This window comes from Pedobacter sp. MC2016-05 (assembly GCF_026239735.1).
Lineage (GTDB): Bacteria > Bacteroidota > Bacteroidia > Sphingobacteriales > Sphingobacteriaceae > Pedobacter.
The window spans coordinates 92,751-106,242 of sequence record NZ_JAPIVT010000018.1; the positions used below are offsets into that span (position 1 = coordinate 92,751).

Genomic DNA, 13,492 nt, shown 5'->3' on the forward strand with positions numbered 1-13,492 from the left:
ATTGCTTAAGTGCTGATAATGAACGTAAAAACCTAAATTTTAGGTCCGGTACTCAAGCGTATCAAAAACAACACAAAGAACTAGCTATCAGCAGTTTACATGAAATTTAATCCATCAAAAACTTGCTTTTAACATTAAATGAATAGTAACTTTACATCCTATAACAATTAACAAGAGCAAAAATTATGAGAAAAAAATTTACATTGCTTATGGTATGTATTCTATGCGGAATCTCTTTGAGTATGGCACAGAATGTAACTATAAAAGGGCTGGTAAAAGATCAAAAAGGTCTGCCCCTGCCTGGAGTTTCTGTAAAAGTTAAGGGAACTAACCAAGGTGCTTCAACCGCAGATAATGGAACATATACCATATCTGCTCCACAAAATTCAACATTAGAGTTTTCGTTTATCGGTTTTAAAGCCGTTGAAGAAACAGTAAATAACCGTACAACAATTAACGTTACGTTATCTGATGATAATCAACAGTTAAACGAAGTTGTAGTAATTGGTTATGGTACTACTACAAAGAAAGATTTAACCACGGCTGTTGTTTCGGTATCATCAAAAGATCTCGAAAATCAGCCCATCACCAACCCGTTGCAAGCCATCCAAGGTCGTGCGGCTGGTGTTCAGGTGAGTTCTCAATCAGGCAAACCTGGTGCGGGAATTTCCATCAGCATTAGGGGAAATACCTCAATTACTGCATCCAATAGCCCGCTATATGTTATTGACGGAGTAACTTCGAGAGATGCAAGTTTTGTAAATGCAAACGACATTGAGTCGATGACGATTTTGAAAGACGCATCTGCTGCTGCCATTTATGGTTCAAGCGGTGCAAACGGTGTGGTTTTGATTACCACCAAAAAAGGTTCTGCAGGTAAATTGAAAGTAGCATTCAATGCTTTCACAGGTTTTTCTAATTTCTGGCAAGAACAAGAAGTGTTAAACAGCGATCAATACGTTGGTTTAATGAGAGAATTAGGCTACACCTCTTTTGGAGGCACAAATAATACCGATTGGCAAAAAGAAACCTTCGGAACGGGCAAACAAAATCAATATCAGATTTCACTTTCTGGCGGTACTAAAAGTGGTCAATACTATTTCTCTACTGGCTACCAGCAAGATCAAGGTGTTGTTGCACCAGCGAAATTAGATCGTTTGACGGCTAACTTTAATGCTACGCAGAACATCACACCATGGTTAAAATTGACTGGAAATGCAGTATTAACATCCAGCACCTCTATCGATGTTGGCGATAATAGCAGTGTTTCTCGTGGTGGTGTTATCTTGGGCGCACTAACAACCCCTCCTACCATTGGTATTTTTGCACCTAACGGTCAATACACAACCATTCCGAATGCAGGTGGTTGGGACAATCCTCTGGCTTTAGCATTCGGTTCTGATAACAGAAATAGAAATTTTAGATTTATTGGAGCTTTCGGTGCACAATTGAATTTTACAAAAGATCTATATTTGAAATCTACCATTAGCACCAATAATAACAGAAATTTCTATCGTTATTTTACAGATAATTTCCTGACTACTTACGGTCGCCAGGAAAGAGGTGTTGTACGTGATAATACAACCAGAGAAGGTGTTTGGTTGAATGAAAATATTTTAAACTACACTAAAAACGTTGGAAAAAATGCTTTTACAGCAACCGGCGGTTATACGATTCAATCATCAGATTGGAAATACAACAACAATGAATCTACCCGTTTTTATGATGCAACAGGCAATCCAACTGCTCCATCTGTAGCTTTAACTATTCCACAACGTGCGCAATGGAGCAAACAATCTTATTTGGCACGTGTAACTTATGCTTACGATAGCAAATACTTGTTCAGCTCAAATTTCAGGGCCGATGGTTCATCAAGATTTACTAAAGAAAACCGTTTCGGTTATTTTCCTTCGGTTTCTGCAGGATGGAGAATTTCTGGTGAAAACTTTATGAAAGAAAACAAAACCATTGATGATTTAAAACTTCGTGGGAGTTGGGGTAAAGTGGGTAACGATGAAGGTATTGGAAATTACGCTTACTTAAAACTATACAGCGTAAATGCACAAGGCGAATACAATCTTCAAAATCCGGCTAATAATGCATTAACTTGGGAAAAAACGACTCAAACCAACATTGGTTTGGATTTAACCATGTTTAAAAGCAGAATTACCTTTAGCGCTGATGCTTACCTGAAAAAAACGAACGATTTATTGATCAATGTTCAATTGCCTCCATCGTCGGGTTTTGGAAGCCAGGCTTATAATGTTGGTGCAATGGAAAATAAGGGTTTGGAATTCACTTTATCCACCAAAAACTTCGATCGTGAAAAATTCAAATGGACTACCGACTTAAATTTCTCACTTAACCGTAACAAGGTTACCGATTTAGGTTCTACAACACAATCTTTGGATTTTGCGGGTATTTATGAGCGTGATGCAGCCGTTAGAGTGGTTACAGGAATGCCATTAGGAAGCTTTTACGGATATCAATTTACTGGTGTTAATCCGGCTACCGGTGCGGCGATGTATGCTGATACCAATAACAATGGTGTAACTGGTTCTGCTGATCCAGGTGATAGAACTTTTATCGGTTCTGCCCAACCTAACTTCATCTATGGAGTGACCAATAATTTAACTTACGGAAACTGGAATCTGAATATGTTTTTCCAAGGTGTGCAGGGAAGCCAATTGTTTAATGCATCAAGAATCGATTTAGAAGGAATGTTCGATTCTAAAAACCAATCTGTTACAGTTTTGGATAGATGGACAACACCCGGCCAAATTACTACAGTTCCAAAATCATTGAGAAGCAGTTCAGAAAATTCATTAACCTCTAGTCGCTTTGTAGAAGATGCCTCTTACTTACGTTTAAAAACGGCTACGCTCTCTTATAGCTTTGGTCAATCAGTTTTAGAAAAATTAAAAATGAGTAAAATTACTTTGTTTGCTACAGGTTACAACCTATTAACCTTCACGAAATATTCTGGTTTAGATCCGGAAGTGAATGTGAATTCGGCAAATGGTCCTTCAATGGGTGTTGATTTTGGTACCTATCCTCAGTCTCGAAGTATATTGTTCGGTGTTAATATTGGATTTTAAGAATTAAGAAAATGAAACTAAAAATATATTCATTAGTAGCTGCAGCAGCATTGACTATTACGATGCAAAGCGGTTGCAAAAAAGATTTCCTTGATAAACAACCATTTAACCAGGTTACTGGCGATGTGGCGTTTACAACAGCTGCTGGAGCAGAGAAACTTATTTCGGGTACTTATGGAGGCATGTATAATGACTACCATATTTGGGATTACATGGTAAATGGCGATGTAACCTCTGATAATGCTTATGCAGGCGGCGATAACCCAGCTAATATTCAAATTGATTTATTCACCACAAACTCCACTAATGGAAACGTTGGCCGGGATTGGAGTGGACTATATTCGAACATTAAAAATGCAAATGAAGTGCTGGAAAATGTACCTAACATTCAGGATCCAGCTTTAGATGCCAGTGGTAGAAGAGGTCAGATTTTGGGAGAAGCGGCTACTTTGCGGGCTTATTTTTACTTCCATTTAGTACGCTTATGGGGCGGTGTTCCTTTAGTACTAAAATCGCCAACTACTTTGGAAGAAATGCAAAAATCCCGTTCTTCTGTTGAGGAAGTGTATGCTCAAATTATTAAAGATTTAGAATATGCCTTGCCACTGGTACGCACAAGCGCTCCAAACAAAGGAATCATTACAAAAGGTATCGTAAACGCATTATTAGCTAAAGTTTACGCTTCAAAACCTAATCCAGATTGGACAAAGGTTCAGCAATATGCTGATGCAACCATCAATGGAGGTTATTCATTAATTGGTTCTTTTGATCAACTGTTTGATGGCGCACATAAAAACAATAGCGAGTCGATCTGGGAAATGCAGTACGATGGCTGGGGTGGTCCTTCTGGTCGTGGTAACTGGATGACCGGTGTTATTGTCGGAACAGGATGGAAACGTTTTTGTACACCAACAAATGATTTAGTGGCTGCGTTTGATACCGAAGGTGATGTGATCCGTAAAAATTCGAGTATTAGTTTTAGAAACGTATCTACAGAGGGATGGTCTGATGATTATTGGTCGAAGTCCAATTATCCTTTCATTAACAAATACAGAAATGATGATTTGGCTAACTCTTATATTATTCGTTTGGCCGACATTAAATTATTAAAGGCAGAAGCTTTAAATGAGTTAAGCGCATCAGGATGGTCCGCAGCAGCTCCAATTGTAAATGAAATTCGCGGTCGTGTGAAGTTAGGTGTTACTCCAGCTGCAAACCAGGCTGATATGCGTTTAGCAATCGAAAAAGAAAGACGTTTAGAATTAGCCTTTGAAGGTCATCGCTGGTTCGATTTATTAAGAACAAATAGAGCTGTTGTAGTGATGAACAATCAAAAAAATGGTAGCGGCGCTAACCTAAATTATAATGTTGCTGCGGGAAAATTATTGTTCCCAATCCCTCAGGCAGAATGGGATAGAAATCCGAATATTCGCTAGAAGAACGGTAGCGCATTTGATCAGCACACTTCTATGGACGAGCGTTGATAAGAAAATTTTATCACACACAAATCAAATTTAAAGGGCGGAGCCTACAAAAGCTTCGCTCCTTTATATCATCCTACCCTATTTTATAAAAACCGAAAAGCTAATGAAATCTATCTACAATATTAGCCTTGCTGTAAGTCTATTCTTTGCAGCTTGTGCCTGTAGAAAAAATACCACTACAGCCAATCAAGAAAAGCCAACAAATTCCGATCCCATTAAAACAGAAGTGGGTTTTTGGCTGACCAAGGGAGACCAGTCTCAGCTGTTGAGCAAACAGAATGTGGCGCTAAACTTCAGCGAATCCACAAATTCTAATCCTACTATCGAAGTGGATCAGAATACAACTTTCCAGGAAATTGATGGGTTTGGCTATACCTTAACCGGTGGAAGCGCAAGTTTAATTAATGCACTGCCAGCAGCCGCGAAAGATAAACTGCTACATGAACTTTTCGCCTCAGCTGATGATGCGATTTCTGTAAATTATATCCGGGTAAGCATTGGCGCATCCGATTTAAGTGCCTACCCGTTTACTTATAACGATTTGGGTGATGGCGAAACCGACGAAGCATTGACAAAATTTACCATTGCAAAAGAACAAACGGATTTAATCCCGATTTTAAAAAAAATTGTCGCCATCAATCCGAAGATAAAGATTTTAGGCTCTCCCTGGACTGCTCCTACCTGGATGAAAACCAATAAAAGTTTTATTGGAGGTAATTTAAAACCAGAATATTATCAAGCTTACGCGAAGTATCTAGTTAAGTACATCCAGGCAATGAAAGCCGAAGGCATTACAATTGATGCCATTACGCCGCAAAATGAACCCCTACATCCTGGAAACAACCCAAGTATGTACATGTCGGCAGAAGAGCAGACCAGCTTTATTAAAACCGCTTTAGGACCGATATTTAAAAGCAGTGGTATTGCTACAAAAATCATTATTTATGATCACAATGCTGATAAGCCAGAATACCCCATTACTATTTTAAATGATGCTGATGCCAAGAAATATATCGACGGTTCGGCATTTCATTTATATGCGGGGCCAATCTCTGCGCTAACACAAGTTCATAATGCGCATCCAGATAAGAATGTTTATTTCACAGAGCAATGGGTTGGCGGACCAAGTAATTTTGGAGAGGATTTGAAATGGCATGTTTCAACCTTGATAATCGGCGCTACCCGTAACTGGAGCAGGAATGTTTTAGAATGGAATTTGGCTGCCGATCCGAACTACAATCCACATACCGATAAGGGCGGCTGTACATCTTGTTTAGGGGCGATTACCATTGCACCTGCAATTAGCAGAAATGTTGCTTACTATGTTATTGCTCATGCGGCTAAATTTGTTCCGGCCGGTTCTATACGAATAGCTTCAAACATTACAAATAACCTTCAAAACGTAGCCTTTAAAACACCGGATGGTAAAAAAGTCTTGATCGTTTGTAATAACAATAATAACGAAGCAACCTTTAATATTCGTTTTGATGGAAAAATAGTAACGAGTACTTTGGATAAAGGTGCCGTTGGAACTTATAAATGGTAAAAACTTTGTTTAATTGTTTAGATGGCCCCGCTAAAGCGGGGTTTTTTATTTACTGGAAATTTATTCCTCATCAAATCTTGGCAGGCTGTTTGCGTTAACTTACTCATCAATCCTTAAGAAATGAAAAAATTAATCCCTATGCTAAGCATGGCCGTTTGTTTAATGGCGGCTTGCCAGTCTAAAAATACCGATTCCGATGCCGGAGATTCAACATCGGCCAGTTCTAAAGAAATTGACCAGTCAAAGCAATGTTATCAATCCATAAAAAACAGAGATACGGCAAATCTATCTTTAAATGTAGAAGATGAAAAAGTAACCGGATCGCTATCTTATAATCTTTTCGAAAAGGATAAAAATAACGGAGTAATCTCTGGAATAGTCAAAGGTGATACCATTATTGCCGATTATACATTTCAATCTGAAGGGACTACCTCTACCCGTCAAGTGGTATGGTTAAAACAAAATAACCAGTTAGTTGAAGGTTTTGGAGATGTAGAAGAAGTTGATGGAAAAACTCAATTTAAAGACTTAGGAAAACTGGGCTTTGGTAAGTCTCTTGTTTTTAATAAAACCGATTGTAAATAAACAATGGGCTTGCTTTCACAAACCCATTGTTTATTTACGAAAGTCGTTTATTTTACTGCTTCTTGTGCGGCAGCTCCCCACTCTTTGCTAACTTTAGTCATGTAGTCGGCATATTTTTGAACTTCATCTGGTTTCAGTTTGTTTGCCCAAGGTAGATGCTGTTTGAGCCCAGGTAGAATATTTTGTCGTTAAAGCCTTAACGTGGGTTTCGTTTTTGCTTTTTAATGCGCCGAGATGTTATCTTTCAGCTTAGCCTATTCCCTAAACCCTTATTCACTTCATCACTAGAAAAGGACGGTACATCAGAATTTACTTCTTCGGTTTTAACTGTTGTTTTTACTGTTGTATCTCCATGAACAACCATCGCTACTCTTCGTAGTTTTTGTTGTGTTTTCGCATGAAACAAGCGTTGCAGCTAATAAGCCAACTGCCGCAATTGACAAAATTGTTTTTTTTATAATCTTTGGTTTTGCTTTCCATAACCTATGCAAAAAACAATGCCAAACATTTCAAACTTCCTAATGAAGCTTTGAGCTGCTTTTAGCAATGATGATAAAATATGATGGGGATTTGGTGATGTTAAACAGAAAAAAAATACCAGTACTGAATTACATATTTTCGAAACGCTCCCAAAATCCATCAATAGGTAACTTCGCAAAAATGTTTACCGGCTCCTTTTTTACAGGGTGCAAAAACTGTAACTTGCGTGCATGAAGGCAAATGCTTCCTTTGCGACTGCCTCGTGGATAACCATATTTATTATCCCCTACAATCGGGCAGTCCATCGAAGATAACTGAACCCTGATTTGGTGCGATCGGCCCGTAATTGGATCGACTTCTAAAAGATAATAACCATCTAAATTTCCAATTAAGCGGTAAGAAAGTTCGGCTCTTTGACTATTGGCTACTTCAGATTTATAATAAGTGACTACATTTTTCTGGGGATTTTTAATCAGCCAGTGAATTAGCGTAGCAGCTTCTTTTTCGGGTTTGTTTCTTACAACCGCCCAATAAGTCTTTTTTACTTGACGATTTTTAAAAGCAGCATTCATGCGCTCTAAAGCCTTACTGGTTTTGGCAAACAGTATTACGCCGCTAACCGGTCTATCCAAACGATGCACCACGCCTAAAAAGGCACCGTTTGGTTTATTATATTTTTTAGCAATGTATTTTTTAACCTGTTCATCTAAAGGTTCATCGCCGGTTTCATCCACCTGAACGATATCTCCTGCTCTTTTATTAATGGCAATGAGATGGTTATCTTCAAAAAGTATGTCTTTTTCAGTGATTGGCATAAATCAGTTGTGAGTTATAAGTTTTAAGTTATAAGTCATGTTCCCATCACTTACAACCCATAACCTGTAACTAATATTGTTCTTTATCGTTAGGGAAATCGTTAGCTTTTACATCGCGGATATAGGATTGTGCTGCGCCTAAAATTTCCTCGTATAGATTTAGATACTGACGCAGGAAACGTGGTTTAAAACCTTTGGTTAAACCAATCATATCGTTAACGACCAAAACCTGGCCATCGCAATACGAACCTGCACCAATACCGATAGTTGGAATATGTAAACTTTCAGAAACCTCCTTACCAAGTGCAGCAGGAATCTTTTCTAAAACAATACTAAAACAACCAGCTGCTTGAAGCGCCAATACATCAGATTTTAATTTGTTTGCTTCCTCCTCTTCTTTGGCTCTCACGGTGTAAGTTCCGAATTTATAAATAGATTGAGGCGTTAAACCCAGGTGCCCCATAACTGGAATCCCGGCTGTAATAATGCGTTGAACGGATTCGATAATTTCTTCGCCACCTTCCAGCTTCACACCGTGTGCACCCGACTCTTTCATGATTCTGATCGCAGAATTTAAGGCTTCTTTAGAATTGCCCTGGTAAGAACCAAAAGGAAGATCGACTACTACGAAAGCACGTTTAACAGCCCTGATAACCGACGCGGCATGATAAATCATTTGATCTAGCGTAATGGGTAAGGTTGTTTCATGCCCGGCCATTACGTTAGAAGCAGAATCTCCAACCAGTAGTACGTCCAATCCGGCATCATCTAAGATGGTAGCCATGGAATAATCATAAGCCGTAAGCATTGATATTTTTTCACCACGCTGTTTCATTTCCTGCAAAATGTGCGTGGTTATTCTTTTGATTTCTTTATGTACTGACATTGGTTTTATTTTGCTGTTTCAAAAGTATCGTTTTTTTCTTTAAAAAGAGGCCGATGCGCAAAGCGAAAAGACCAAAGCTGCGAGAAATGAAAGCCGGACAGTAGTTCTGCCTTAAGCTTTACGCTCTCCACTTTATACCTCAAACCTATTTCATATTTTTCTTTACATTTACAATGTGAAACCCTATCTTTGTACCCCGAAATGAAAGGGATTTATTCATCTTTTTTTGCCCCAAGCAAATACGGCTCGATTGCCGAGAGACATCCTTTTTTCAACTCTTTTTTAAATCAAAATCCATATTGTAATTACCATGACTAACTACACCAAGTTACCTGCGATTTTATTACTGGCCGATGGCACAGTTTTTTACGGCAAAGCTGCTGGAAAAATTGGCACCACTACTGGCGAAATTTGTTTTAACACCGGGATGACAGGATACCAGGAGATTTTTACTGATCCAAGTTACTTTGGCCAGATCATGGTAACTACTAATTCCCACATTGGTAATTACGGCATCCAGAGAGAGGAAATTGAATCTGACTCTATTAAAATAGCAGGTTTGGTTTGTAAAAACTATAACATCGTTTACAGTCGTAAACAAGCTACAGAATCTATCCAGGATTATTTCCAGAATGACAATTTAGTGGCCATTTCTGATATTGATACACGTGCTTTGGTTCGTCACATTCGTGATAAAGGCGCAATGAATGCCATTATCTCATCAGAAATTACAGATCTTGATGAATTGAAAAAGAAATTATCAGAAGTACCTTCTATGGAAGGTTTAGAGCTTTCCTCTCAGGTAAGCACAAAGGAGCCATACTTCTACGGAAATCCAGAGGCTAGCTTAAAAGTTGCTGCTCTTGATCTTGGTATCAAGAAAAACATTCTTCGCAGCTTCGAAAACCGTGATATCTATGTTCAGGTTTTCCCAGCTAAAACTAAGTTTGCTGAAATGGAAAAGTTCAGTCCGGATGGTTACTTTATCTCAAATGGCCCTGGTGATCCGTCAGTAATGCCTTATGCGGTAGAAACAATCCAGGAAATATTAACAGAAGACAAACCATTGTTCGGTATTTGTTTAGGTCACCAATTATTGGCTGAAGCAAACGGAATCGGCACCATGAAAATGTTTAACGGCCACCGAGGATTAAATCATCCAGTTAAGAACATTATCAAAAATCATTGCGAAGTGACTTCTCAAAACCATGGTTTTGGTGTAATCCCGGATGAAGTGAGAAACTCAGATAAAGTAGAAATTACACACGTAAACCTGAACGATAAATCTATTGAGGGTATTCGTGTGAAAGGAAAGAAAGCATTTTCGGTACAATATCACCCAGAATCTTCTCCAGGTCCACATGATTCTCGCTACTTATTTGATGATTTTGTAAACGTAATGAAAGGTGAGTTAACCTGGTAGCTTCAAGCTGAAAGATAAAAGCGTAAAGACTAAAGCGAAATATTAAAATCTGCGAATCTGCGGCTCAAATTAAAGCTGAAGATTCGCAGATTTGCTTTTAACGGAACCCCGCACTGGATTGTTTCATCATCCTGGAAACATTTTACAAAAAGTTCTTAAAAATTCACTTCTAATTCATTTAAAGCTTCTTACATTCGCAGCATGGAAACAAAAAAAGCCATCATCACGGTTACAGATCTGATAAAGAAGTATGATGATTTCGTGGCCGTTCAGGGATTGAGTTTTGAAGTTTATGAAAATGAAATTTTCGGTTTACTTGGACCCAATGGTGCTGGTAAAACAACAACGCTGGAAATCATTGAGACCCTAAGACCTAAAACCTCAGGAAAAATTGTAGTTGATGGCTTTTCAGTTGATAAAAATCCACAGGAAATAAAGCAGATTATTGGTGTACAGTTACAGGCGGCAGGATATTACCCAAACCTGAACCTTACTGAGTTGATAGAGCTTTTTGCTGGTTTGTATGGCGCAAATATTAAACCCATGGAAATGCTGGAGAAAGTAAATCTTCAGGACAAAGCAAAAGCGAAATACAAAGCTTTATCTGGGGGTCAAAAACAAAGGTTTTCCATTGCAACAACGCTGATCAATCAGCCAAAAATCATCTTTCTTGATGAGCCGACCACGGGCTTGGATCCGCAGGCCAGGAGAAATCTTTGGGACTTAATCACGGAGATCAGAGATGCCGGAACTACAGTAGTCATCACAACACATTATATGGACGAGGCTGAGCAGCTTTGCGATCGTGTGGCTTTTGTAGAACGAGGACAGATAATTGCCTTGGACACACCAGATAATTTAATTGACCAATTGGTGAATAGTGGTTTCGAGCGCAAAAAGGAAGTTAAGAAAGCCAATCTGGAAGATGTTTTTATCAACCTGACTGGAAAAGAGTGGAGAGAATAAAAATATTATTTTTTTGTAAAGCAATTACAGCAATCAAATTAATGTTACTCCCGCTTTACGTTTTAGTCGCATTTAAAAACCGGGAATTGCCAATCAATCTGGTTTAAGAAAGAAAGTAAAATCACTATTAATCATCAATAGTAAATGAAAAAATACAGCAACACTACTGCCACCTTAGCATTAGCAAAAGCAAGTTTCCGTTCCATTATGCGCAGTCCATCTGCGGTAGTTTTTACCCTTGCCTTCCCTTTGATTTTTATTTTGGTATTTGGATTTTTAGGCGGTGGTGGAACCAGAATAGATGTCGGGGTTAATCCAGGATCGGACGTCGATAATCCGGTTATTTCAGTGCTTGCAAAGACGGGCATGATCAGATTGGTGAAAGATAAATCGAAAGAAGATTTTGATAAATTACTGGAGAAGGGAAATATCGATGCCATGATTGATGTTCACAAAAAAGTGAACAGCGCAGCATACTCCGTGAATGTGGTATATACATCAGCTTCAAGAGATAAAGGCGGCATTTTAAAATCGGTACTGAATAATGTTTTTTATGATAAAACACTAAAGCCTACCGTTGCAGAAATAAAAGAAAGCACCATCACCGGGCGTCAATATAAAACCATCGATTTTATTTTGCCGGGTCAGTTAGGCTTTTCATTGTTAAGCACAGGAGTATTCGGAACAGCGTTCGTGTTTTTAAGTTTACGCCAAACCCTAGTAATTAAACGGTTCTTCGCTACACCTGTAAAAAGATCGAGTATTGTTATCGGCGAAGGGATTGCAAGGATAGGTTTTGCACTAATTGGTGCAGTTTTTATTATATTACTGGGCCATTTCTTTTTTGGCTTCACCCTGGTTCATGGTGCGGTCACAGTCGTCAATATGCTCATATTGGCTACCATGGGCATCATTGTATTTATGGGTTTTGGTTTTATCATTTCAGGAATTGCCAAAAGCGAGAGCATGGTGCCTCCTATTTCTAACATCGTCACCCTACCCCAATTTTTATTATCAGGCACATTTTTTTCCATCGAAGCCTTCCCAACATGGTTGCAACCTATCAGCAGGGCGCTGCCTTTAACTTATCTGAATGATGCAATGAGAAAGGTGGCTTTTGAAGGTGCTGGTCTTTGGGATGTGAAATTCCAGATTATGATTCTTTTTATTTGGGGAATTGTAATTTATGCAATAGCAGTGAAGGTATTTAAGTGGGAATAGCAATCATTTCATTCTGCTAAAAAAGTCAATAAAATGGCTGTTTTGATAAATGTAAATGGCCATCGCCATCATGGTTAAAGCTACCTAAAGTACTACGGCTATAAACGATTGAATAAATACCATTGCTGTACCCACAATTCCGCTTTGTTGCATAAAATCTTTATAAGCGTAAGTATAGTAAATAATTTGAAGAACTAAACCAATTGAGGGCACAATAGGTAACCAAGGCGTATTTTTAGCTGCTTCTAGCGTGAAAGCCAGGAAAGTAAAAGCCAGGTTTGAAAAACTAACACGCAATACATTTGCAATAAAGTGCTCTGCATCATTATACTGGCTTTTATAATAAATAAGCCAGAAAAACAGCGCAAAAAACGGCACCGCAATCATGGAAGTATGTTTCCGTACTTCGAGGTTAAAATACCGGACATTAGCTCCTCTTTTGGTCATCTCTATTACCTCAGCCTTTTTTTACAGGATCTGGCATATTTTGAACGCTTACCGGTATCTCAGGGTTGCGGCTAACACTTACAGGACTAAAAAAAGTATTCGAGAAAATGAAAAGAACAGCAAGAATTAAAAAGAAAGTGAATGGATTAAAGTATTTCTTTCGCTTACCCCCAATATATTCTCTAGCTACAGTACCGGATTTTAGCAGCAACTCTTTTAACAGATAAAAAATTCCTTAATCTGCATGGGTAAAGCCATGAAAGAATTGATGGAAAATATGCCCCAACGAAAACCGATGCCCATGACTTTCCTGCCCACATTTACTGCGATACTTATCCTCAGTTCTAGCTAAGGCATTACAATTGAAACAATGGCTTACCTTTAGTTTCGTTTGATAACCTACACTAGCAAATTTATTCCCAAACTTCAATCAATAGAAATACTGATAAATCATTAATAAATTAGAATAGACATTTATGAAGTACCGAAAAAACCCCTAAAAGTGAATGTTAACCTTTTTTAACTTTTAAGCACTTAGCAA

Annotated in this window: 11 protein-coding genes; 7 read left to right on the plus strand and 4 right to left on the minus strand. The window is 38.4% G+C overall.

Going from position 1 to position 13,492, the window contains the following annotated elements; genetic code table 11:
• Positions 1 to 185 precede the first annotated feature (185 nt).
• From OQZ33_RS19280 to OQZ33_RS19295, 4 genes are all read left to right on the plus strand, one after another.
• Positions 186 to 3,098, plus strand: coding sequence for a SusC/RagA family TonB-linked outer membrane protein (locus OQZ33_RS19280; RefSeq protein ID WP_265800953.1), 2,913 nt, complete (start codon positions 186 to 188; stop codon positions 3,096 to 3,098).
• An 11-nt stretch (positions 3,099 to 3,109) separates the two neighbouring features.
• Entirely contained in the window at positions 3,110 to 4,534 is a 1,425-nt protein-coding gene (locus OQZ33_RS19285; RefSeq protein ID WP_265800954.1) for a RagB/SusD family nutrient uptake outer membrane protein, read from the plus strand.
• A 151-nt stretch (positions 4,535 to 4,685) separates the two neighbouring features.
• Complete coding sequence (locus OQZ33_RS19290) at positions 4,686 to 6,128, plus strand: glycoside hydrolase family 30 protein (protein WP_265800955.1); 1,443 nt, start codon at positions 4,686 to 4,688, stop codon at positions 6,126 to 6,128.
• A gap of 120 nt (positions 6,129 to 6,248) precedes the next feature.
• On the plus strand, positions 6,249 to 6,713 hold the full coding sequence (locus tag OQZ33_RS19295; protein WP_265800956.1) for a hypothetical protein: 465 nt from the start codon (positions 6,249 to 6,251) through the stop codon (positions 6,711 to 6,713).
• A 608-nt stretch (positions 6,714 to 7,321) separates the two neighbouring features.
• On the opposite strand, the gene OQZ33_RS19300 is transcribed toward OQZ33_RS19295, so the two are convergent.
• Complete coding sequence (locus OQZ33_RS19300) at positions 7,322 to 8,008, minus strand: RluA family pseudouridine synthase (protein ID WP_265800957.1); 687 nt, start codon at positions 8,006 to 8,008, stop codon at positions 7,322 to 7,324.
• A gap of 70 nt (positions 8,009 to 8,078) precedes the next feature.
• The gene (gene panB, locus OQZ33_RS19305) at positions 8,079 to 8,894 is read right to left on the minus strand and encodes a 3-methyl-2-oxobutanoate hydroxymethyltransferase (RefSeq protein WP_265800958.1); all 816 of its coding nucleotides are present in this window, start codon (positions 8,892 to 8,894) and stop codon (positions 8,079 to 8,081) included.
• A 310-nt stretch (positions 8,895 to 9,204) separates the two neighbouring features.
• On the opposite strand from panB, the gene carA reads away from it, so the two are divergent.
• From carA to OQZ33_RS19320, 3 genes are all read left to right on the plus strand, one after another.
• Positions 9,205 to 10,317 carry a glutamine-hydrolyzing carbamoyl-phosphate synthase small subunit gene (gene carA, locus OQZ33_RS19310; protein ID WP_265800960.1) on the plus strand — a complete coding sequence of 371 codons (1,113 nt, stop codon included), beginning with the start codon at positions 9,205 to 9,207 and terminating at the stop codon, positions 10,315 to 10,317.
• 201 nt (positions 10,318 to 10,518) lie between these two features.
• Positions 10,519 to 11,283 carry an ABC transporter ATP-binding protein gene (locus OQZ33_RS19315; protein ID WP_265800962.1) on the plus strand — a complete coding sequence of 255 codons (765 nt, stop codon included), beginning with the start codon at positions 10,519 to 10,521 and terminating at the stop codon, positions 11,281 to 11,283.
• A gap of 144 nt (positions 11,284 to 11,427) precedes the next feature.
• The gene (locus OQZ33_RS19320) at positions 11,428 to 12,504 is read left to right on the plus strand and encodes an ABC transporter permease (protein ID WP_265800963.1); all 1,077 of its coding nucleotides are present in this window, start codon (positions 11,428 to 11,430) and stop codon (positions 12,502 to 12,504) included.
• Between the two features lie 84 nt (positions 12,505 to 12,588).
• Here the strand turns inward: OQZ33_RS19320 and OQZ33_RS19325 are convergent, their stop codons facing one another.
• Complete coding sequence (locus tag OQZ33_RS19325; RefSeq protein ID WP_265800965.1) at positions 12,589 to 12,951, minus strand: hypothetical protein; 363 nt, start codon at positions 12,949 to 12,951, stop codon at positions 12,589 to 12,591.
• Between the two features lie 10 nt (positions 12,952 to 12,961).
• The gene (locus OQZ33_RS24580; protein WP_416338766.1) at positions 12,962 to 13,183 is read right to left on the minus strand and encodes a DUF3667 domain-containing protein; all 222 of its coding nucleotides are present in this window, start codon (positions 13,181 to 13,183) and stop codon (positions 12,962 to 12,964) included.
• Positions 13,184 to 13,492 lie beyond the last annotated feature (309 nt).

Coding starts and splice junctions, on each gene's coding strand:
- OQZ33_RS19280 (WP_265800953.1), top strand. CDS start 186: ATGAGAAAAAAATTTACATTGCTTATGGTATGTATTCTATGCGGAATC.
- OQZ33_RS19285 (WP_265800954.1), top strand. CDS start 3,110: ATGAAACTAAAAATATATTCATTAGTAGCTGCAGCAGCATTGACTATT.
- OQZ33_RS19290 (WP_265800955.1), top strand. CDS start 4,686: ATGAAATCTATCTACAATATTAGCCTTGCTGTAAGTCTATTCTTTGCA.
- OQZ33_RS19295 (WP_265800956.1), top strand. CDS start 6,249: ATGAAAAAATTAATCCCTATGCTAAGCATGGCCGTTTGTTTAATGGCG.
- OQZ33_RS19300 (WP_265800957.1), bottom strand. CDS start 8,008: ATGCCAATCACTGAAAAAGACATACTTTTTGAAGATAACCATCTCATT.
- panB (WP_265800958.1), bottom strand. CDS start 8,894: ATGTCAGTACATAAAGAAATCAAAAGAATAACCACGCACATTTTGCAG.
- carA (WP_265800960.1), top strand. CDS start 9,205: ATGACTAACTACACCAAGTTACCTGCGATTTTATTACTGGCCGATGGC.
- OQZ33_RS19315 (WP_265800962.1), top strand. CDS start 10,519: ATGGAAACAAAAAAAGCCATCATCACGGTTACAGATCTGATAAAGAAG.
- OQZ33_RS19320 (WP_265800963.1), top strand. CDS start 11,428: ATGAAAAAATACAGCAACACTACTGCCACCTTAGCATTAGCAAAAGCA.
- OQZ33_RS19325 (WP_265800965.1), bottom strand. CDS start 12,951: ATGACCAAAAGAGGAGCTAATGTCCGGTATTTTAACCTCGAAGTACGG.